The 21,690-nt window shown below is 57.9% G+C and carries 18 protein-coding genes and 2 pseudogenes; 7 read left to right on the forward strand and 13 right to left on the reverse strand.

Annotated features, from left to right (window positions below; all coding sequences use genetic code 11):
• Positions 1-31 precede the first annotated feature (31 nt).
• A complete protein-coding gene (gene bhcR / locus ACR0AO_RS16040) occupies positions 32-880 on the forward strand; it encodes an HTH-type transcriptional regulator BhcR (RefSeq protein ID WP_480605347.1) in 849 nt (282 codons plus the stop codon).
• Here the strand turns inward: bhcR and ACR0AO_RS16045 are convergent.
• Positions 861-1,730, reverse strand: a complete 870-nt coding sequence (locus ACR0AO_RS16045; RefSeq protein ID WP_480605349.1) for a bifunctional allantoicase/(S)-ureidoglycine aminohydrolase — start codon at positions 1,728-1,730, stop codon at positions 861-863. The genes bhcR and ACR0AO_RS16045 overlap by 20 nt on opposite strands.
• 165 nt (positions 1,731-1,895) lie before the next feature.
• Here ACR0AO_RS16045 and ACR0AO_RS16050 point away from each other — a divergent pair, with 165 nt between their 5' ends.
• On the forward strand, positions 1,896-2,291 hold the full coding sequence (locus tag ACR0AO_RS16050) for a hypothetical protein (RefSeq protein WP_480605352.1): 396 nt from the start codon (positions 1,896-1,898) through the stop codon (positions 2,289-2,291).
• Positions 2,292-2,331: 40 nt separating this feature from the next.
• Here the strand turns inward: ACR0AO_RS16050 and ACR0AO_RS16055 are convergent, their stop codons facing one another.
• Both ACR0AO_RS16055 and ACR0AO_RS16060 read right to left on the reverse strand, forming a co-directional pair.
• On the reverse strand, positions 2,332-3,177 hold the full coding sequence (locus ACR0AO_RS16055; RefSeq protein WP_480605357.1) for a Rossmann-like and DUF2520 domain-containing protein: 846 nt from the start codon (positions 3,175-3,177) through the stop codon (positions 2,332-2,334).
• 209 nt (positions 3,178-3,386) lie between these two features.
• The gene (locus ACR0AO_RS16060; RefSeq protein WP_480605360.1) at positions 3,387-4,346 is read right to left on the reverse strand and encodes a homocysteine S-methyltransferase family protein; all 960 of its coding nucleotides are present in this window, start codon (positions 4,344-4,346) and stop codon (positions 3,387-3,389) included.
• Positions 4,347-4,483: 137 nt separating this feature from the next.
• Here ACR0AO_RS16060 and ACR0AO_RS16065 point away from each other — a divergent pair, with 137 nt between their 5' ends.
• Positions 4,484-6,046, forward strand: coding sequence for a winged helix-turn-helix domain-containing protein (locus tag ACR0AO_RS16065; RefSeq protein WP_480605364.1), 1,563 nt, complete (start codon positions 4,484-4,486; stop codon positions 6,044-6,046).
• A gap of 65 nt (positions 6,047-6,111) precedes the next feature.
• Here ACR0AO_RS16065 and ACR0AO_RS16070 read toward each other — a convergent pair whose 3' ends face one another.
• The 8 genes from ACR0AO_RS16070 to ACR0AO_RS16105 form a co-directional block, all read right to left on the reverse strand.
• Positions 6,112-6,282 (reverse strand): hypothetical protein, encoded by a 171-nt coding sequence (locus ACR0AO_RS16070; protein WP_480605367.1) that lies wholly within the window; start codon positions 6,280-6,282, stop codon positions 6,112-6,114.
• A 77-nt stretch (positions 6,283-6,359) separates the two neighbouring features.
• Positions 6,360-7,853, reverse strand: a complete 1,494-nt coding sequence (locus tag ACR0AO_RS16075; protein WP_480605370.1) for an ABC transporter permease — start codon at positions 7,851-7,853, stop codon at positions 6,360-6,362.
• On the reverse strand, positions 7,850-8,905 hold the full coding sequence (locus ACR0AO_RS16080) for a quaternary amine ABC transporter ATP-binding protein (RefSeq protein WP_480605374.1): 1,056 nt from the start codon (positions 8,903-8,905) through the stop codon (positions 7,850-7,852). Before ACR0AO_RS16080 ends, ACR0AO_RS16075 begins: the two co-directional genes overlap by 4 nt.
• Before the next feature lie 65 nt (positions 8,906-8,970).
• A complete protein-coding gene (locus ACR0AO_RS16085) occupies positions 8,971-9,930 on the reverse strand; it encodes an ABC transporter substrate-binding protein (protein WP_480605378.1) in 960 nt (319 codons plus the stop codon).
• 199 nt (positions 9,931-10,129) lie between these two features.
• Complete coding sequence (locus ACR0AO_RS16090; protein WP_480605382.1) at positions 10,130-10,264, reverse strand: hypothetical protein; 135 nt, start codon at positions 10,262-10,264, stop codon at positions 10,130-10,132.
• 111 nt (positions 10,265-10,375) lie between these two features.
• A complete protein-coding gene (locus ACR0AO_RS16095) occupies positions 10,376-10,873 on the reverse strand; it encodes a sulfotransferase-like domain-containing protein (RefSeq protein WP_480605633.1) in 498 nt (165 codons plus the stop codon).
• Between the two features lie 30 nt (positions 10,874-10,903).
• On the reverse strand, positions 10,904-13,318 hold the full coding sequence (locus tag ACR0AO_RS16100; RefSeq protein ID WP_480605385.1) for a GcvT family protein: 2,415 nt from the start codon (positions 13,316-13,318) through the stop codon (positions 10,904-10,906).
• Positions 13,315-15,708 (reverse strand): GcvT family protein, encoded by a 2,394-nt coding sequence (locus tag ACR0AO_RS16105; RefSeq protein WP_480605389.1) that lies wholly within the window; start codon positions 15,706-15,708, stop codon positions 13,315-13,317. Before ACR0AO_RS16105 ends, ACR0AO_RS16100 begins: the two co-directional genes overlap by 4 nt.
• Before the next feature lie 161 nt (positions 15,709-15,869).
• Here ACR0AO_RS16105 and ACR0AO_RS16110 point away from each other — a divergent pair, with 161 nt between their 5' ends.
• From ACR0AO_RS16110 to ACR0AO_RS16120, 3 genes are all read left to right on the forward strand, one after another.
• On the forward strand, positions 15,870-16,847 hold the full coding sequence (locus ACR0AO_RS16110) for a LysR family transcriptional regulator (protein WP_480605391.1): 978 nt from the start codon (positions 15,870-15,872) through the stop codon (positions 16,845-16,847).
• Between the two features lie 113 nt (positions 16,848-16,960).
• The gene (locus tag ACR0AO_RS16115; protein ID WP_480605395.1) at positions 16,961-18,481 is read left to right on the forward strand and encodes a trimethylamine methyltransferase family protein; all 1,521 of its coding nucleotides are present in this window, start codon (positions 16,961-16,963) and stop codon (positions 18,479-18,481) included.
• A complete protein-coding gene (locus tag ACR0AO_RS16120; RefSeq protein ID WP_480605398.1) occupies positions 18,478-19,797 on the forward strand; it encodes an aspartate aminotransferase family protein in 1,320 nt (439 codons plus the stop codon). Before ACR0AO_RS16115 ends, ACR0AO_RS16120 begins: the two co-directional genes overlap by 4 nt.
• Positions 19,798-20,092: 295 nt before the next feature.
• Here the strand turns inward: ACR0AO_RS16120 and ACR0AO_RS16125 are convergent.
• Positions 20,093-21,097, reverse strand: a pseudogene (locus ACR0AO_RS16125) (IS110 family RNA-guided transposase).
• Between ACR0AO_RS16125 and ACR0AO_RS16130 the strand changes: the two are divergent.
• A complete protein-coding gene (locus ACR0AO_RS16130) occupies positions 21,085-21,246 on the forward strand; it encodes a hypothetical protein (protein WP_480605641.1) in 162 nt (53 codons plus the stop codon). The pseudogene ACR0AO_RS16125 and the gene ACR0AO_RS16130 sit on opposite strands and share 13 nt — an antisense overlap.
• A gap of 56 nt (positions 21,247-21,302) precedes the next feature.
• On the opposite strand, the pseudogene ACR0AO_RS16135 reads toward ACR0AO_RS16130, so the two are convergent.
• Positions 21,303-21,525, reverse strand: a pseudogene (locus ACR0AO_RS16135) (transposase); the annotation flags it as partial.
• Positions 21,526-21,690: the final 165 nt, after the last annotated feature.

The following is a 21,690-nucleotide window of genomic DNA, read 5'->3' on the forward strand; positions in this document are numbered from 1 at the left end:
TTAGTCTTTCACGAATGATCAGAGGGTTTTTATGGATTCTCAAGATAATATGCCCGAATCCCGCCGAAAAGCCCGTGGAAGACCACGCGGATGGGATGACAAGACAGCACAGAACACGATCAAATCCCTGGACCGGGCGATGGAGGTCTTCGAGTATCTGAGTGAAGCGCAAGGCAAGGCATTGACCGCGCTTTCCGACGAAATGCGTCAATCTCCCGCCACCGTTTACCGTATCCTTGTGACGTTGGAGGGCAGAGGGCTTGTTGAATTCGATCACGATGAGCAGGTCTGGCATATCGGCCCGCGTGCGTTCGTCATAGGTGCGCGCTTTTTGCGCCGTACCAGCCTTGTGGACCGGGCCAGACCAATCATGCGCAAGCTGATGGAAGCCACGGGCGAGACCGCCAATCTGGGTATCGAGAAAGAAGGTTCAGTGCTTTTCCTGAGTCAGGTGGAAACACATGCCAGCATCCGCGCGTTTTTCCCTCCGGGCACACTATCACCGATGCACGCATCGGGCATTGGGAAAGCTCTGTTGGCTTACATGGATGAAGATCGTTTGGACCGGCTGTTGACCAACGTGGAGCTTCAGGCGTTCACGGACAAGTCGATTACAAATCCGGCGGCGTTGAAAGAGGACCTTGCAGCAGTCAGGGCGCAGGGCTTCTCAGTGGACAATGAAGAGAAGAACGCGGGCATGCGATGCATTGCGGCGCCGGTTTTCGACATCAACAGAGAAGCGGTTGCGGGGATATCAGTGTCCGGACCGACAAGCCGGGTTGGCGAGTCTGAAATTGAAAGGCTAAGCCGCCCCGTCATGGAGGCGGCTCGTCAGTTGACACTGGCCATCGGCGGAACGGTTACTCCGCCGCAGCCCTGAGACGTTGGTGGTGCGGGTAGGCGGCGGGTCCCGGTCGCAGCGCCATATGCCGGTTTACGTCCTTGTAAAGCAGGTAACGGAATTTGCCCGGACCACCTGCATAACATGCCTGGGGGCAGAACGCCCGTAACCACATGTAGTCACCCGCCTCAACTTCGACCCAGTCATTGTTCAGCCGGTAGACTGCCTTTCCTTCCAGAACATAGAGACCATGCTCCATGACATGAGTTTCAAGGAAGGGGATGACGGCGCCGGGCTCAAACGTCACCACGGTGACATGCATGTCATGGCGCAAATCGCTTGGGTCGACAAATCGCGTTGTGGCCCACTTTCCGTCTGTCCCGGGCATAGGTGTTGGTGCGATCTCATTTTCATTGAGAACAAGTACGTCTGGGCTATCAAGGCCTTCCACGGCCTCATAAGCCTTTCGAATCCAATGGAAACGCAGGGTTTCATCCCCCTGGTTTCGCAGAGTCCAATCACATTCCGGGGGCAGGTAGGCGTAGCCTCCGGGCGTTAGTTCATAGGTTGCGCCTTCGGCCACTAACCTAGCGGTGCCTTCGACCACAAACAAAACACCCTCGGCCTCGGGATCGGTCTCAGGCCGGTCAGAGCCACCACCGGGCTGAACCTCCATGATGTATTGCGAAAAGGTTTCGGCAAAGCCACTCAAAGGACGTGAGATCACCCATAAACGTGTGTCTTCCCAAAACGGTAGGAAACTGGTCACAATATCCCGCATCGTACCCTTCGGGATCACGGCATAAGCTTCAGTAAAAACAGCCCGGTCAGTCAACAACTGTTCTTGCCCGGGGTGTCCACCGGTTGGTGCGAAGTACTTGTTGCCCATGTATGCTCCTGAAGAATTGCCGTGTGCTCCAAAATATGCGCTAGGCGAATTGCACGAGCCACCCGCAAAAATGCAACAGCACTATTCGAAAAGTTTTGAAAAAGTCGTATTATCAAACGAATTGAATACGCGAAGCGACCAACCTGCAATCAGACGGCCGACATCATGCCTGCGCAAGCCTTCCAACCGGGTCGACTTGTGCCGCCGGGTGCGTCTGGACCGCGCTATTCGATGTGCATTGACACCATAGAAGACGTTCAGATGTGGCAACTCGGAGTCTTCGAAGCGGTTCCGGCTATTCTCTCGGTAGACGGTGGAACGATGTCAACCGATCCGCGATCTCCGGGACAGGCAATTTGGCTTCTCGCCGCTTGGCACTCTTACGACGTTCTTCCAAACTCAGGTGAGGGTGACGCTATTTCATCCAGCCTCTTCCAAGCAAACATCTGTTTTGATGCAGAATTTGCGCTTCGTCTGCAAATCCACCCCAGCTACAGTTTGACCCAGCAAAATGGTAATAATGTCAAATTCGTTTTGCGTCGCTTAGTGCGTTTAAGGTAATGATTTGGAGAGGAGTCCCATACGCTATAGGTAGCCGGCCCTAAAATGTCGTTCCATTTGTTTTGAGTTTTTTTGCCAGTTCGCTCAGTTCCTCGTAAACGCTCCCAACTACCGGATGCCACTCGGCCACATCTTTGCCTTGCTGTGTGACAACAAACTCATCTCCCCGCGCCGCTGGACCCGTCAGGGCATCTCTTGGTCCTTGATTTGCCACGTTCTCATATGTCCCGCGCAGTAGCGTCACATTCAACCTTTGAGCGATCTCGTCCGGTACGCCTGAAGCTACCCAGGCTTCGCGGGCTATTGCCTGAAGCACCACGGTGAAGTTGTTCGAAATCACCGCCGCCGCATGATAGAGGCTTTTACTTTCAGAGTTGATGGGGAAACTTTTCGCGCCCATTTGCTCGATTAGCGGTCGGACAATTTCGATTGCATCTTCATCGCCCTCTAGACCACAAAGTGCACCTTTGAACTGTTGTTGTGCAGCCGCCGGATTGGCAAAGGACAGAACAGGATGAATGCTTGCAAGCCGCCAACCCAGTTCCCGAAGAGGTGCCATCTGTTCTGCCGGGAAGAACCCACTACAGTGAAAGGCAATTGGTGCCCGTTGGGGCGCGGTGCACCCGCTAAACGTCTCGGCCAATTTGAAGGCTGTACAGGAAATCTGAGTATCGGGTACAGCTAGGATCCATATGTCGGCAATTCGCAGTTCCGCATGGCGTTCGACGGCCCGCCCAACCCCCGCCGCCTGAGTTGCTTCCCGAGCTGACTGAACTTTTGCACTCAACACATCCTGAACCGAGCATTCGGGGATGGCCTTCAATAGGCCGATAAGTGTTTTGCCGACCCGTCCGGCGCCAATCACGTTCACTTTAACGATGGGCACACCTGAAACCTCCCGTTTTGGCATGAGAATGTACTTCGAACATTACATCATTTCCCCGGCTTTACCCTTAGCCACAGGACCAATCAAATTGGTAGCTGGTAAAGCCAAGGCACCCAGTTCCGGTTTGTCGAAATTAACGCTTGTTTCAGATTGTTACTTGCATGTTGCTGCCTGTGGGAAAAGGCGGGCCCATAAGGCCCGCGCATCGCTTATTGTCCGGTGTGACAACTGTGTGAGATGTGTTCTATGTGCCGGTGATCCGTGCCACAGCACCCGCCGACGACGACCAGGCTCGGTAGCAGGCGTTGCAAGGTCGCGTAGTCCTGGCCCAATTCCCTGGGGTTGCCATCATCCAGCTCTTCGGCCTCATCAAGTTCCGCATGGGACATCCGTGAGGCATTGGCGCGAATACCCTGCAGCCGTTCCAGCCAAGGTTCACCACCTTCCAGAACATGGCGGAAATGGTCCGGATGGGCGCAGTTGATCATGTAATAAGCCGGTGCGCTTCCTGTGACTGCATCCACCTCGGTCACGGCATCGCCAAGAGGTTGCCCGGTGGGCAGTTTGCCATCGGTCTCAACCGTAAATGATATGACAGCCGGAATACTGTTGGCCACAGCGGCCAAAGTCAGCCCGATGGCCTCTTCTGAGTTGGTCATCGTGATTGCCGTTATCATTTCGGCTCCAGCGTCTGCCAACGCTTTGATCTGGTGGCCGTGATAGGCTTGGGCTTCGGCTACCGTCATGATCTGTCCGGGGTCATACCCGTCACCTCGTGGACCAACGCAACCACTAATCACCATTGGTGTTTCGGCGCTTTGATGGGTATTGCGTAAAGTCCGCATCAGGTAGATCGCCTTCTCGTTATATCTGGCGATTTCGTTTGCTGAATACCCAAGCAACTCGCCCCAGTCGGTGCTGGCGCGCCATGTCGGGCTTTCCAGGACAAATCCCATGCCCTTGGATTTTGCGACCGTGATGTGGCGCTCATAGTAACTCGTCAGCGCAGCCCTGCCGCCATCCGATTTGAGCAGGTCAAAGGCTGCGAAATACGGCAAGTCGATCCCGTCATGAAAAATGAGCGTCGTTTCAATGCCGCCATCTGTCAGGAATAGTTTGCCCTGCATCTGAGGCAGTTTGGTGGGTTTGGGTTTGGTCAATGTATCCATTTGAGTCATTCTCTCGTACAATGTTGAACAGAAATGGAGGTAACTCGGGCCCAAACCCGCTGCTTGACCGCCACTTGGCTTTTGCTTGACCTTTTCTGGTCATGTTGTGGTCGGGCGAATGATCCTTCGATGCGACCATGATTTACAAATTTACGGATTTCGAACTCGACAGCGACCGTCGCGAACTGCGAAGGCAGGATCGGGTATTGCACAGCGAACCGCTGGTACTCGACCTTTTGATCCTGTTGATTGAAAACCAGCACCGTGTCTTGGACCGGGACGAGCTTGTCGAAAAAATTTGGAATGGCCGGATCGTTTCGGACTGGGCAATCTCGAGCCGGATCAAGCGCCTGCGTAAGATGCTTGGCGATGACGGCCAGTCACAGCGCATAATTCAGACTTTGCGCGGGCGCGGATTCCGGTTCGTGCAAGATGCGCAGCTTTTGTCCCGTTCGCCGCCGCTTGTTTCCGATAACACACAGGAAACCGTGCCAGAACGCCGTCAAGGATCCAAACAACCATCCATCGCGGTCTTGCCCTTCGTTTTAGTTTCAGGCGACGGATCACAGCGACCGTTGGTCGAAGCCATCCCCCGGGAGCTGATCAGTTCGTTGGCAACTTTACGCTGGATCAAAGTGATTGCACCCGGTTCAAGCTTCCGTTTTCGTGGCTCGGCAGTGGACGTAAAAACAGTCGGTGAAACACTTGACGCGCGCTATTGCCTGACCGGCACGATTGAAGAGCACGGTCGCCTGGTTACGATCGACACCGAGCTTTGCGATACCCGTGATCGCCAGGTGGTTTGGGCTTTGCGTAAACAGGCCGGTATTGATGAAATACAGGCACTAAGGTCAGAAATTGTAGCCAACGTTATGACCGTGGCAGAGCTGGAAATTCCACAGCATGAAGCGCAACTTGTTGATTTTCAATCGGCCGAAAATCTAGACGCCTGGTCGGCCATGCATTGTGGGTTTCAGCAGATGTATCTGTTTACCCGTACTGGCGCTGCCCGTGCCGAACAGTTGTTTCAATCCGCCGTGCAACGAGAGCCCAGTCTGGCCCGTGCCTATGCGGGGCTTTCTTTCGTGAAATTTCAGCATGCGTTCATGCGCTATACTGACGACACCGAGAAAGATATTCGAGATGCACGGAAGCAAGCTGAACGCGCTATTGAGCTACAGCCACGCGACCCCTTTGCGAATTTCGTGATGGGGCGGTGTTTCTGGTTGAGGGGTGATCCTGAAAACAGCAAATTCTGGTTTGATCGCGCCACAAACGTAAGCCCCAATTATGCGATGGCTCATTATGGCAGCAGCTGGTCGGACGTGTTCACCGCGCAATATGACAATGCAGCCTCAAGCGCCGAGCGGGCCTTGGATCTCAGTCCATTGGACCCGATGCGACCGGGCATGACTGGAAACTTGATGTGGGTAAATATAGCGCGCAAGGATTTTCCCGCCGCCGTTTATTGGGCAGAAACAGCTGCCCGAACGCCGTGGTCACACGCCGGAATGACATTCTTCGCGGCATTGGCAAATTGGAAAAACGGAGACACCGCCACCGCGCTGCAGTGGGTCAGCGAAGCGCGGCGCAAAAACCCAGGACTTTCCTACAAGAACCTCAAGGTGTTGGTTCCCCAATGTCACAAGTCGTTTGCGACGATGGTCAAAGATGCCGCGAACGCACTCGGCGTACCCTGAGGTTAAAGGGTATATCCGGGTTACTAAAACTGCTGACCCCGTCTGTGAGGCCCTGCAGCAGAGCATCACCCCCACAGACCATTTTTGGCTGGCGGCCTGGTTGGTTTCTTTTCATCAACTTGCGTTTCCCGGGAACGTTCAAGCTCTTTCAGTGCGGCAATGCGGATTTGCGTATTCGGATGTGTTGCAAACAGGTTGTCATACCGATGTGCGTGTAGTGGGTTGATGATGAACATGTGAGCCGTGCTGGGATTGCAGGATGCTGAAAGCAACCTGACAGTGCCCTCTGAGTGTCTACCGTTCCTGCGGAGTATCAGTTCCGCCCCTGTACAATCCGGTCCAGCACCATGGCACACATTAGAATTGCAAGACCGGCTAAAATTCCCTGACCCACGGCGGCATACTGCAATGCGCTCAACACGTCTTCACCCAACCCTTTGGCGCCGATCAGCGAAGCAATCACCACCATCGACAGGCACATCAGCAGAGTCTGATTTACCCCGGTCATGATCGACGGCATCGCCAGTGGCAGATCCACTTTGAACAGTAGGAACCGCTTGGTGGCCCCGTAGGCGGCGGCGGCCTCACGTATGTCACTTGGCACCCCGGCAATTCCCAGCGCAGTCAGGCGGATCACGGGCGGCATACCAAAGACCAGAGTGGCAATGATCCCCGGCGGCTTACCGATGCCGAAAAAGGCAATGACCGGGATCAAGTAGACAAAGGCGGGCATGGTCTGCATGAAATCCAGTACCGGTCGCACGAAGGCATAGGCCCGTGGTTTTCGACCGCACCAGATACCGATCGGAATGCCGATGAACACGCAGAGAAACGCGGCCGTGCCCAAAAGGGCAACCGTCGCCATGCTCTTTTCCCAAAACCCAAGAAAAGCGAGATAGGCCAGTGCCGCGCCTGAAAAGATCGCGACCCGACGGCCCGAAACCTGCCAGGCAATGGCCAGAACGGCCATCATGACAATTGGCCAGGGGGTCACGACCAGCGCCGTTTCCATCAGGCTCAAGGCCGCATTGATCACGGCAGTGATGCCAGCAAACACCCAAGTCAGATTGTCCGCAATGGCGGCGACTCCGCCATCAATCCCTTGGGACACCGCGTTGCGGAAATCGGTGGCTGCGGGAAAAACCTCGAGCCATTTTGGTGAGTTGCTGGTGGAAAACCGAAAAACCGCGAGAGGATAGCAGATCGCCACCAGAAGGGTTGCAAACGCGATACGCATAGGCGGAAGGCCGTGCGGCAACTCCGGCGAGCCGCGCCACTGACGAAACCGCGCCGCCAATGCCGCGTTGCCAAGCAAGGTGATCACGGCGCGAACACTCAGCAATAGTGCCAGCCCGCCAAAGACATACAAGGGCGCGTCCGCGCGCGCGGCCTCGGCTTCTCCTCGCGCTTTTTCGGCGGCGTCTGCGATGGCCTTAGCCGAGGTTTTCATGCTCTCGCCCAAACTGTTGCCGCTGGCAATCGCCGCCTCAGCTGCTTCCATCCGAGCTGCTGCCTGAGCGGCCAAACGATCTGCCCGCGCGATGGCTTCGCCGCCCAAATCGCCAAACAGCCCGACTCCGATCAGCACCACAGCGAAAATCTCGATCACGAACGCTGGCCAGAACGCAGCCCAAAGCGCCCGAGAGCCCAGCCAGATCGGACCGAGCAGACCTGCGCTCAGGTTCGGGATCAGCGCCAGCCCCTTCGTGTCGGCAACGCGCGTGAACACATCGCTGTAGTAATCGCTGTTGCGGGTTATGAACTTGGCGACCAGAGTGGTGAAATCATCCTGTTGTGGCTGGCTCATCCCACTTCTCCCTTGATGCCACGCAAAAGCTGCGCCTGGTCGATCACGCCCACAATGTTGCTTTGCCCGTCCTTGACGACTGTCGGTCTGTTGGCCTCGACCGCCAGATTTATCAGCTCTGACAGGGTCATATCAGCCTGCGCCACCGGGAGCTCGGTCACGGCGGGTTGATCCGGGTTGCGCGCCGTCCATTCTTCGGCCGGCTCCATAATCCGATGTGCATGCACCACGTTGAGGCGCGAGATATTGGCGACGAAATCAGCCACATATTCATCCTGCGGATTCGCCACAATCTCTTCCGCGGTGCCCACCTGAATAACGGCACCGTCCTTCATGATCGCAATCCGCGTTCCGATCCGGATCGCCTCGTCCAGATCATGGGTGATGAACATGGTCGTTTTGCCCATCTCATGGCTGAGATGCATGAACTGGTCCTGCAATTGGCGCCGGATCAGGGGGTCAAGCGCCGAAAAGGGTTCGTCCATCAACAGTATCGGTGGATCGGCCGCCAGCGCCCGTGCCAACCCAACGCGCTGCTGCATGCCGCCTGATAGACTTGAAGGCAGACGGTCGCCCCAGCCCGCCAGATCCACCCTGGCCAGCGCAGCCTCTGCACTATCGTAGCGTTCGTTGAGCGACGCGCCCTGTATTTCCAGCGGCAAAGATACATTTTCGCGTACTGAGCGATGCGGCAGCAGGCCAAAGTTCTGAAACACCATGCCGATGCGGGTGGCGCGCATGTCGCGCAGTTCGGTGTCGGATTTGGCAAGGATGTCCTCGCCGTCAATCCGAACTTCGCCCGCAGTGGGTTCCAACAACCGGTTTACGTGCCGCACCAAAGTTGACTTACCGGATCCCGACAGGCCCATCACGCAAAAGATCTCGCCCCGGCGCACGCTCAGGCTAGCGTTGGAGACGCCCAGCACACAGCCATAGGTACTCAGGATATCGGGTTTGGACATGCCCTCGCGCGCGGCCACCATAGCCTCGGCCGCCCGATCTCCAAAGATCTTCCACACCCCGTTCAGTTCGATCACGGTGTCATCGGTCATGGTCATTCCTTCCGCCTTGCCGATTCCGCGGCGTATGGGGCGGAAAACGCCGCCCCACGCTAGCCTTAATGGGCCATCCAGCCCGCAATCATGTCTGTATTTTCCTTGGCCCAAGCCGATGTGATGTCGGCCGGCTCAGCCCCGTTCACGATCGCCAGTGACCAGGCATTCACATCTTCGGCAGACAGCTGGATGTTCTCGAGCAGCGGCACCAATGCGGGCTGACGCTCTGCCAGGCTCGACGACCAGCTGACATGCACCTTGGTATCGGCATAGGCCGAAGCGACATTGGATTTGGCCTGCCAATCCGGGTCCACGGCGGGCTGGACCATCACAAATGCAGCCGGGTCGTGGGGCGGTTCTTCCAGCAGGCGGATGTCGTAGGTGGCAAAGTTCTGATGCGGCCCATAACAATAGCCGACCCAGGGCTTGCTCGCCTTTGATGCGGCATCCAGACCTGCTGTCGCGACGGCCTCGTCGGTGGATTGCAGTTCGAAGAAATCGGCAAAGCCATAATCCCGGGCGCGGATCGTCTCGGTATTGGTCGACTGCCACCCTTGCGGCCCGATCCAGATTTCCCCTTTGCCATCGCCATTGGTGTCGAACAGAGCGGCGTTGGCCGGGTTCGCCAGGTCATAGACTGATTTGATTCCATGTTCGTCCATGGCCACGCCAGTCACGCAATAGCCCTGTACTGCATCAAACGGCTTGTCCGACAGTACCACGGATTTTTCCTGAGTGATGTATTTTTCGGCCAGACCCGACTGGTTCGGTAGCCAGGTTTCTGTCCAGATATCGATCTCGCCATTGCCGCGTGCCATGGCTTCCCAAATCACCGGGACGGCGGTGGTTGTGACCATATCTACCTCAAGCCCCAACGCCTCTTCGATGATCGCCTTGACGGCATAGGCGGTGGCTCGGCCCGAGGCATAGTTGGGGTCTGGAATGACAACGTCGGCGGCGGCAGCGGCAAGCGGAGCGAGCCCCAATGCAGCGGCAGCAAAAGGCATGGTTTTGCGTTTCATCAGTCGGTTCCTCCTGTTTTGGATGGGGGAGAGCCTTGATGAAAAACACCGCTTTGTATCGCTCTTTCTCGCATGATTAGGGAAACTGATTGTGCCTATTAGCACAGGGCGCAAGCGATGGCAGAGCGGCAGTATATGGGGGGCGAATGGTATGGAAAAAAACCGCCGCAGTGCGGGAGCTCAAAGAGCATAGGGCCCATCAGCCGTTCAGTTTTTTTGCTATCAGTTCTTGGTAGTGCGGAAGGTGATGATTGAGATAGTCGCGCAATTGCGGCGCGGCTTCAGCCTGGGCTTCGAACCAGTCGATCTGGCGTTGCAGTTCGCCCTTATCCATCGGTCGAATGCTTTTCGCCTTGCTCACCTCACAGTGCCAGCCCTCAACCTGACCCCAATCGCTTGGCACATCGCTTTGCCATTCAAATGCGTGATCTACCGGGGGTAGCCTCTACTCTCGCCACAGCGCGCCCATCACCACGCGCGGATCGGCCCGCATATCCTCGGCCGAAATGATCGGAGGGGCGTGACCGGTTGCCGCTGCGACCCCGTCATACAACCGTCTCTGCGCCTCCAGTCCAATCTCTGTACAAGTCACTTCGGGATCGAGCCGGTGATAGGACGCAATCGAAGCCACCGGATCGCGCAGCAAAAACCCATGGGTCAGCCGGGTAAGAAAGTCCTCATCCTCCAGGATTCGGGGCATCACGTAATAGGCCATGTCCTTGAAAAAGACCGGTCGGGTTTCGGCCCGGTCCAACAGCATATCGCGAATTTCTTCGTACCGCGTCGGGTGCCCCGGCTGCACATCGAAATGCGGCATCCCCCGCGTTTTGCGATACACATAGTAGTCATACATGAAGGGCTCATGGGCACAATCCAGATCCCCTCGCTCCCGCATAATCCGCTCGGTGGCCGTGGACATGGAGCGGGGATGGGACCAGAGCACGAAGATCGGATGTGCTGGCGCGGACAAAACTCAGTCTTTCATACGGCGGTTTCCCGGATCATAGGGCGGTTGGGCGAGGATTTCAGCGCCGCGCCGCTGGCCCAGCACTTCGACACTCAACCCGTCGCGTGCGGAACGGTCACGCAGATAGGCCAGTGCCAGTGTCCTGCCGGTGCGGTGCCCAAAAGCCGCCGAGGTGACAATGCCGACGGCACGGTCGCCCTGATAGATGCCATGGGCGTAATAGGGGTCCACCTCAGAGGTGTCCAAATCCAACAACACCATGTCCCATCGATCATTGGCCTGCATACGTTCAGCCAGAACATCCTTGCCGACGAAGTCATGATCCATCTTGATCATGAACCCGGCACCGGCTTCCGCCGGAGTGCGTTCGGTGGTGAAATCCCCACCCCAAGCGCGATAGCCTTTTTCAAGCCGCATCGCGTTCATCGCATAGGCACCGAAAAAGCCCAACCCATACGGTTGGCCAGCCGTTTCCACCGCGTCGAACAGCGCGGGCATATCGGCGGCTCTCACATGTAGTTCCCAGCCAAGTTCACCCACATAAGACACCCTGAGCGCCCGGACCGGGATGCCGGCCACCTCGATCTCGCGAACGGACAGCCAGGGGAAACCTGCGGCAAGATCGGCATCGGTCAGCGATGACAAAACATCCCGCGACTTTGGCCCCATCAGGCCAAGCACGCCGAAATCCTCGGTCACGCGGGTGATGGTCACGTCAAAGCCCTCGGCGCGAGCGTGCAGCAGGTCGTCATCCATCTCTTCCGCTGCGGCGGCGGAGGTCAGATAGATGTGGTCGTCGGCCAGTACGGTCACAGTGAATTCCGATTGCGTCCCGCCCGCTGGTGTCAGCGCATGGGTCAGACCGATCCGCCCGACCTTGGGAACTCGGTTCGCGCCGATGCTGTCGACAAAGGCGCGGGCGTCCGGGCCGGTCACGTCGAATTTTGAAAAGACCGACATGTCGGCCAACCCTACATGATTGGCCACGGTGTCACATTCCTGCGCTACGTGGTCGAACCAGTTCGAGCGGCGGAAGCTCGGCACCACCTCATCTCCTTGTGTATCCGAGAACCAGTTGGGCCGTTCCCACCCATAGGCTGCACCCATCACCGCACCCCGCGTGATCATGCGATCATGGACCGGCGACAGCCGTTTGCCACGTGCGGCGGGGCGTTCTTCGTGCGGGTAGTGTACGCCAAATTGCAGGCCGAAACACTCGATGGCTTTCTTGACCCGGTAGTCACGGTCAGCCCAGATTCCAAAGCGACGGCTGTCCACGGCCAGCGCGTCCATCGGCGGAGCGCCATGGCTCATCCAATGGGCCAGAAACCAGCCCGCGCCGCCGCCCTCCATCACCCCCATCGAGGACCCGGTAAGCAGCCAGGCATTGGGCAGACCATGGGCCGGACCGATCAGCGGGTTGGCGTCAGGGGTGAAAGTGATCGGACCATTGACCACCGATTTGATCCCGCCGGTTTCCAGCGCCGGAATGCGCGCCATCGCCATCATGATGATGTCTTCGACCCGGTCCAGATCTGGGGGCATCAGGTCAGCCCCGAACTCGGGCGGACAACCGTCGATCGACCAGGCTTCGGCGTTCTTTTCATAGGGTCCAAGGATCAACCCGTCGCGTTCCTGACGAACATACCAGCTTTCTTCCGGATCGCGGATCATCGGCAGTTCCGGCAGACCTGCTGCAATCCGATCTGCAACTGCGCTTACTGTGTCGGTCACGAGGTATTGGTGCAACACTGGAACTGAAGGGATGTTGAGCCCCATCATGTACCCGATTTCCCACCCCCAGGTGCCAGCGGCATTGACCAGATGATGCGTTTGGATCGTGCTCTTTTCAGTCTCGACCACCCAAAGCCCTGTTTCGCGCCGGATCGAGGTTACGGGGTTGTAACGCAAGATCGTGGCGCCGTTCCGCCGCGCAACCTGAGCCATGGCATTGGTGGCCAGCGACGGGTCCACATGCCCGTCATCGGGCTCAAAAATCCCGCCGAGCAACCCCTCGGTCCGGGCTAGCGGATGCAAGCGCTCCACGTCATCCGGGGTCAGCATCTGCAAGTCGTAACCGGTAAACCGGCTGAGACCCGCCACATGAGCAAACTCGTCCATCCGGTCCTGGTTTGAGGTGATCCGCATCGCGCCCGAGCGGTGAAAGCCGCAAGTGCCGCCGGTCTCTTTTGGCAGGATATCACGATACAGTCGGACAGAGGTGGCGCGCAGTTCCTGAATGGTCGGATTATGGGCGAAATGTGTGCACAATCCCGCTGCATGCCAGGTCGACCCATGGGTCAGGTCGTTCTTTTCCGTCAGCACCACATCCGACCAACCCGCCTTGGTCAGATGATACATCAGCGACACACCCATGGCGCCGCCGCCAATGATCAGGACTTGAGCTTGCGTGACTGTCATGATTTCATCCGTTCGTTCGTCGGGTCAAAAGGCGGGCGCTTCAGCGGGATCGCCGGGTAATACTTGCCGGCCACATCGATGGTGAAGCTGCGGGTGCAGGTCTCGGACAGGGTCTCTTCAGCCGCGATCTCGACCAGCCCCAGAGCATAGGTCTTGCGCGTCCGCGCCCCCCGCGCGCCCGAGGTGGTGGCGCCCACCACACGACTACCCTCAAGGATCAGTTCGTCATGCAAAATGAGCGGCTTGTCGGGCAACTCAAAGATCACGGACCGGCGGCGAAGACCTTCGGCCTTCTGCCGGGTCAACGCCTCTTTGCCCAGAAACTCCGTATCCCAGGCCACGGAAAATCCAAGCCCGGCTTCCAGCGGAGAAATATCGGGCCCGAGGTCGTGCCCCCAATGTTTGAACCCTTTCTCTATCCGACACCCATCCAGTGCGAAATGGCCCACGGGTCGCGCACCGGTCGCGTAGAGCGCATCAAAAACTGGCCCGCCCTGATGCGCGGGGATGTACAACTCCCACCCCAGTTCACCCACAAAACTCACCCGCTGCGCGCGGCATGTTACGCCTGCAACAACCACGTCGCGCGCGGTTGAAAAGGGAAAGCGCTGCCAATCGGCGTCGGACAGGGCCGACAGCGTATCGCGGGAACCGGCCCCCATAACGCCGATCACCACCTCATCTTCTGTCACGTCGTGGATCACCACGTCATGCCTTGCCCCATGACGCCTGAGCCAAGCGAGGTCCTTTTGCCGCGTCGCCGCACCCGACACCATTCGGAAATGCTCGGGACCAAGGCGCAGCAGTGTTACATCTGCCTCAACCCCGCCCCGCGCATTCAACAGCGGCGTATAAACCGCGCGCCCCGGCGCGACATCCATATCCGCGGTGGCGAGATACTGCACCAAGGCCAGCGCATTCGGCCCGCAAATGTCAAACTTGCCAAAGGGGGACAGATCGATCAGCGATGTGCCATGTTCCATAATCGCGGCTTCTCGATAGGCGATCTGCTGCCACGACTGTTCGCCAATGGAATAGGGCAGCGACCGTTCGCTGTCATCCTGCGCATAGTACAGCGCGCGCTCCCAACCCGCTGTCAGGCCGAATTCGGCCCCTGCCTCTGCCCACTTGTTATGCAGGGCGGATTTACGTTGGCCTCGCCCGGCCTTGGATTGTTTGAACGGCCAATGCAAGGCAAAGGCGTCACTCACTGCTTCTTCCATGCGGGTTTCGATATGGCTGGCAGCGGCGGTAAGCGGATCGATCCGCGCCACGTCCACCTCCCAGAGGTCCATGGGTGCCTCGCCCTCGATCATCCAGTCAGCCAGAACCCGGCCGACACCGGCTGAAGACATGACACCAACCGAGTTCATACCGGCAGCTACATAAAGCCCGTCGACCTCGGGGGTCTGACCGATCAAGGGGCGGGTGTCGTGGGTAAAGCTTTCCGGCCCATTCATGAAATGTTGGATGCCGGTTTCGGACAGCGCCGGGATCAGGTCCAACGCACTTTCCATGAAGGGCATGAACTGATCCCAATCCTCGGGCAATTCCAGAAACGGGCGGTCTCCTTCCGGGCCAAAGGGATCCCAGCATTTCGCATTCGGCTCAAAGCCGCCAATCACCAGCTTGCCCGCGTCGCCCTTGACGTAAATCCCGCGATCCAGATCGCGCAGCACCGGGTAGGGATTGGGTAAACCGACCATTGGCTCGGTGACTACGTACATATGCTCTACCGCTTGCAATGGCAGGGCCACCCTCGCCGCGTCGGCAAGTTTCTTGGACCACGCCCCGGCACACAGCGCCACGCGATTGGCCAACAATTCGGTCCCGTCCGCCAGAACAACGCCTTTGATCCGACCCGCCTCAACCAGCAACCGGTCCACCTGCACCCCTTCGCGGATATCGGCTCCTTTGGCGCGAGCGGCCTTGGCATAGGCCATACACAGATCCACCGGGTTCACATTTGCGTCTTCCTGGACCTGCAATGCGCCCACCAACCCGTCGCGGTTGAGACCGGGAATATCGACCTCAGCCGGTGCAAGGATGGACGGGGTCAACCCGAGGTGCCGGCCGAGCGAAGCAATGCGATGCAGTTCGTCCATGCGATTGGGATCGCGAGCGAGCCAATAGCCGCCAGTGCGGCGATACCCGGTGGATAAGCCGCTTTCTTCTTCCAGTTTCGGGAAAAGCGTTCCGGCATACATCGCTAGAAGCGTCATGTTCGGCGTGGCGCGGAGAGGACCGACAATTCCGGCCGCGTGCCAACTGGTGCCGGAGGTAAGTTGATTGCGCTCAAGCAGTTGCACATCGGTCACCCCGGCCGAAGCCAGATGATAAGCAAGGCTCAAGCCGATTGCGCCGCCGCCGATGATGATGGTTCCCGTCATGGGTCGCACTCCTTCATGTCACTGCCCATGTTCTCCGCGACATGAGAGGGATCAAGGGTCGTCAAACATCATTACCAGAACTAATAATTAGCAGAGCTTGCACCGTTCAGGCTCTGCGCGTTTGATGCGGATTGCAGCAATTTACGGGGAATCAGGACCAAATGGCGCGCAGTGAAGCCGAAATCAATCTGTTCCGGGCGATTGAGATCTTTATGGCCGTGGCCGAAATGCGCCATGTGACGGCCGCGGCAAATGCTTTGGGGATCACTCAATCGGCGGCCTCGCAGCATCTGAAGAACTTAGAAAGCGCCTTTGGCGTAACGCTTCTGGACCGATCGAACCGGCCGCTGGGATTGACCCATGCGGGTGAGGCGATGCAGCGGCACGGCTACCGTATTCTCAACGAGATTGACGATCTGAAATCCGACTTGCGTCACTTGAACGCCGCCGCGCTGCCAGTGTTGCGAGTGGGTCTGTTGGCGTCGACCGCCACAACGCTGACCCCCGGCCTTTATGACTTTGTAGAGCATGAATTGCGAGTTCCGGAACTAATCCTGTCGGCAGGGCTGGCCAGCGATCACCAAAACGCACTGAACGCACGAAAGATCGACGTGGCGGTGACTTCTGAACTGTTCCTGTTGAGTGATGATTACGACACCTATCCCGTTCTGGAAGAGCCGTTTTTTCTCGTATTGCCGGAGGATTACAACGGGCCCGCGGATGATATCCATGCGATTTCCCAATGCTTGTCACTGGTGCGATTCGGGGCGCATACCCCGGTGGGGCGGCGCACGGATCAGCACTTGCAACGCTGCCGTCTGCACCTGCCCCGCGCGATCGAGGCAGACCGGTCATCTATGGTTGTGGCCGGTGTGGTGACAGGTAAATGCTTTGCGATCCTGACGCCCTCGCTTTTGATCGACGGAGTCGCTGAAGGTATGCCGTTGCGTATCGCACCGCTGCCGTTCTCTGGCTTCAAACGCGGCGTGCAGGTGGTTTCGCGCAAAGGAGACCTCGGCGATATTCCCGCCCGTCTGGCCCATCAATGCGCCGATATTCTGCGTGAGCATTTTGATCGACGGTTTCCGGAAGTCGCGGATCAGATCACATATTCCGCCGGTACTAATCCCAATCATTAGGATTTCCGATCAAGCACCTCTCCCCCTGTTCGAAGCGCATTTCCGTTGCATAGTCAGAGAACCGGCATGGAGCATCCGCCCGCCGGGTGTGACAGGAATTCGGGAGGCGCCACATGTTACGTCGTTCAGGACGCAAATTGCGCGTGCAGGCTCGGGCTGCCAAAGGGGCGTTGTCTGCCCCATATGTGACGCGCCGGATCGGGTTAGTCAGCCTGATTGACGAAGAGGCCATCGCGATCATCGAACGCAACGCCGACCGGATTCTGAATGAGATCGGGATGGAGTTTCGCGGCGACCCCTACACGCTGGACCTCTTTAAGGCGCGTGGCGCACGGGTCGACGGTGAGCGTGTTCGGTTTGACCCCGGCTGGTGCCGCGACAAGATTAAAACTGCGCCAAGCGTGTTCACCCAGCACGCGCGCAACCCCTCCCGGTCGATCCAGATCGGCGGCGATGCTCAGGTCTACGCCCCCAGCTTTGGACCACCCTTCGTGCATGACATGGAAAATGGGCGGCGCTACGCCACGCTCGAAGATTTTCGAGACATCACCAAGCTGCACCATCAACTGGGTGCGGTGAACCATTCCGGCGGTGTGGTGGTGGAACCGGTCGATGTACCGGTGCCGCTACGCCACCTACATATGGCCCACACCCATCTGACCATGAACGACAAACCCTTCATGGGGGCAGTGACCGCGCCCGAGCGCGCCCGCGACACGATCGAGATGTGCAAAATCGCTATGGGCGCTGATTTTGTTGACAGAAACTGCGTCCTCTATTCCGTGGTCAACACCAATGCACCGCTGGTGATGGATGAAACCATGCTGTGGGCGCTCAAGGAATATGCGCAGGCGGGGCAGTGCACCGTGGTTTCGCCTTTCGTGCTGGGCGGTGCGATGTCGCCGGTGTCGGTCGCAGCGACGCTATCGCAGGTGCTGGCTGAAGTGATGGCGTCGGTCGCGTTGATTCAGCTGATCCGGCCTGGTGCTCCGGCAGCCTTTGGCACGTTCTTCTCACCGATTTCGCTCAAAACCGGGGCACCGACATTCGGCACCCCCGAGGGCACGCAGTTCCAGATGTGCGCCAAGACGCTGGCGGACAGGCTAGGCCTGCCGTTCCACTCGGTAGGGGGGCTTACCGCCTCAAAAATCCCGGACGCGCAAGCGGGATACGAAAGCCAGGCGCAGCTGATGGGGGCGGCGATGGCCGGGGTGAACTTCATCATCCATGCAACAGGTTGCCTCGAAGGGCTTCTGACCACCGGCTATGAGAAGATCGTCATGGATGCCGACCGTTGCTCCGCCATGCAGCGCTTTATCCAGGGTGTTGATTTCTCGGAAACCGCGCAGGCAATGGATGCGTTTTTCGAAGTTGAACCCGGCGGGCATTTCCTGGGCGCACGGCACACGCAGGATAATTTCGAAACCGCCTTCTGGATGGGCGACATGTCCGACAACGGCACTTACGAGCAATGGGCCGCGGAAGGTGCGCTCTGGCAACACGACCGCGCCACGGCCCGGGTAAAACAGCTGATTGAAGAATACGAAGCTCCGGCAATGGATGCCGGAACCCGTGAAGCACTTGATGATTTCGTCGCTCGGCGCAGCCGGGAAATCGAAGGAGAACAGCCATGAACATGCAAACCGACTGGACCCTGAACGACACCGCCCGGCGGCGCGACAACTTCTATGCCGCAAGCCAGCGCAAGTTCGTTCCCTTCAAGGACCCGATGGTCTTCAAAAAGGGATCGATGCAATATCTCTGGGATGTCGAGGGGCGCAAATACACCGACCTTCTGGGCATGAATGTGTGCATCTCGGTTGGCCACAGCCACCCCAAGGTGGTCGCCGCCGCGATGGCGCAGGCGCAGGAGCTGACGCACTGCACCACCATGTTCTACCACCCGGTGCCCGCGCATTTTGCCGAAGAACTGGCCGCCACCATGCCCAATCCGAATGGAGACATCGAATGGGTGGTGCATTTCACCAATTCCGGCTCCGAGGCGGTGGACCTCGCCATGACAATGGCGCGCAGCTACACCGGAAATCTGGATTTGCTGGCACTGCGGTCGGCCTATCACGGCCCCACGGCGGCGGCGCAATCCATCACGGGCATAAGCGGCTGGCGCCATCCCGGCATGCCCGGCAACGTCGCTTTTGTGCCCGACCCGCATCAGTATCGGGGCATCTTCGGCGAGAATGCCGGGGCCGAGCCCTATCTCGACGAGATCGACCGGACGATCCACACGGCAACCACCGGGCAGGTCGCCGGGATCTTTATTGAAAGCGTTCAGGGCTATGGCGGGATCGTCGAAATGCCCAAGGGCTACATGACCGGCGCGGCAGAGCGCGTTCGGGCCAAGGGCGGGTTGCTGATCGCGGATGAGGTTCAGGCAGGGTTCGGCCGCACTGGCGATCACATGTGGGGCTTTGAGGCTGACGGCGTCATCCCCGACATCGTCGTCATGGCCAAGGGGATCGGCAACGGTTTCCCGCTGGGCGCAGTTGTTGCCCGCAAGGAAGTTGCTGCGCCGATGGCCGAGAAGTTCATGTTCCACACCTATGGCGCCAACCCGACCTCCTGTGCAGCGGGCCGGGCCGTTCTGCAGGTGATCAAGGAAGACAGGGTGCGCGAAAACGCCCGCAACGTGGGGGCTGCGCTGCTGAAACATCTGCACGCTCTGAAGGACAAATATGAAGTCATCGGCGATGTGCGCGGGCGCGGGCTGATGCTGGCCATTGAAATGGTAAAGGACCGCAAGACCAAAGAGCCGGACCCGGAAACTACCGCCGCTGTATTTGAGGCGACACGCGAAAGCGGCATCATCCTGTCGAAGTCGGGCGCATACCAGTCCTGCCTGCGCATGGTGCCGCCAATGTGCCTGTCGATGAAGGATGTGGAACAAGTGGCTGAAGGGCTGCATCGCGCGTTTGCCACGGCTGCCAACTGAGATAGAAGGCACACGCTCTCGTATCAAACTGTGAAGGGCCGGTCGGGAGGCCGGCACCTTCCCAGGAGTGGATCTATGGACGTCCCCTGCGCAAGGTGTTTTTTGTGATTGTGTTGACGGCATTGGATGTGTGAATCTATCCAGCCTTTGATTGAAGCATTTTGGCTCCTGGCCTCGATGGAATCCGCTGATTTCAGTGCCTTCCAAGATGACCGGCCTTCTCTGGCCATCACTCCTTACAGGCTGTGAATAGGCGGCCCGTGCCGCTACACCATCGTCATATCACCTCGCATTCTTAGAACGCCGGAACTTTCCGAACTATTTGCCAAGTCGCTTTGTAGTTTTCTTCACTGCGCAGCACCGCCCAGGCGATGCGCGCTGTCTTGTTGGCGATTGCGACTAACATTTTGTTGTGACCGGCACGTGCCAGCAAGCCCTGTGCTCATCTCGCGCGCTTATCGTCATGATTGGCGATCCTGATAAGGACGGATCGGGCACCGTGGATGAGTTGGCGCCGCAGGTATTGGTTGCCTCGTTTACCTATGCCTCCCAACCGAGGTTTGCCTCCCGTTGTATATTGTCTGGGAACCAGTCCGATCCATGCAGCGAGCGCTCGACCAGACGAGAAGTGTCGACCGTCATCAACGGCGGCGATCAAAGCGGTGGCGATCACCGGGCCGACGCCGGGCAGGGTTGCCAGACGTTTGCACCTCTCATCGGTTCGACAAATCGCAACGAGCTTTCGGTCGATCTTTGCGATACGTTTGTCCAGTGCTTCGAATTCGGCAATAAGTGCGTTGAAGTTCTCTGTTGCCAGAGCTGACAGCTTGGCCTCGGCGACGGCATTCCTGATACCCTTTCGAAACCGAAAAGCACCGACCGGAATGACAACGCCATATTCCCCCAGAAGGCCGCGAATGTGATTAATCAGTCCGGTTCGTTGTGCAATGAGCCGGTCGCGTGTTCGATGCAGCATCTGCAAATCCTGTTGCTCCGTCGTCTTCGCGGGAACAAATCTCATAGTTGGGCGCAGAGTGGCTTCGTGGATCGCCTCGGCATCGACCGCGTCATTCTTGGAACCTTTTACAAAGGGTATTACAAAGCGTGGATGAATGAGGCGCACTGGATATCTCATGGCCTCGAAACTTCGGCCCCAATGATGTGCGCTTGCGCACGCTTCCATTGCAACGGTTTCCGGGTCGAGCTCTTGGACGGTGGCTTCCAGTTTTGATCGGCTCACCTTTTTCGAGATCATCTCGCCTTCATCGGTTATCCCATGGACATGTGATGTTCCAGGCAGCCCTCGTCGCCAGCCATCACAATCCAGTCTTGAAGATCTTCGCCAACCGTCTTCACGCTGTCGGCAAACCACATAAAGTCATCATTACAGCCGTCACCAGAAAGCTCGTCACAATCGCCAACGCGCAGTGCAAATCACGACAAAAGTGAAACGCTCGGCTCGCATGACAAATACAGTTGCTAGGATTACAACCCAGGCTTCAGAGTTTTCGGCGAATGACGTCCCGAAGTATTTCCCGGTCGAGCGTCAGGTCCGCCACGATCTTTTTCAGTCGGGTGTTCTCATCCTCGAGCGTTTTTCAGTCGGCGCATCTCGTCCGGCAGCAGCCCGCCGTATTTCTTCTTCCAATTGAAGTAGGTGGGCTGGTTGATCCCGACCTTGCGCTAGATCTCCGCGACCGGTGTGCCTTACTCGCCCTGCTTCAGGATGAATGCCTTCTGCGCCTCCGTGAATTATGATCCTTCGTGCGATTCCGCCCCCCTCCCAGCCAGGGAAACTTAGCGGGAAACTCCGTCTCCGGACGATCCAGTTATCAGGAGGCAGAGCACACCGATCGGAATAGTTTCTCTGGCATTCGGGCAATGTGATATAAT

The sequence above is a fragment of the Ruegeria sp. AF8 genome, from assembly GCF_056541825.1.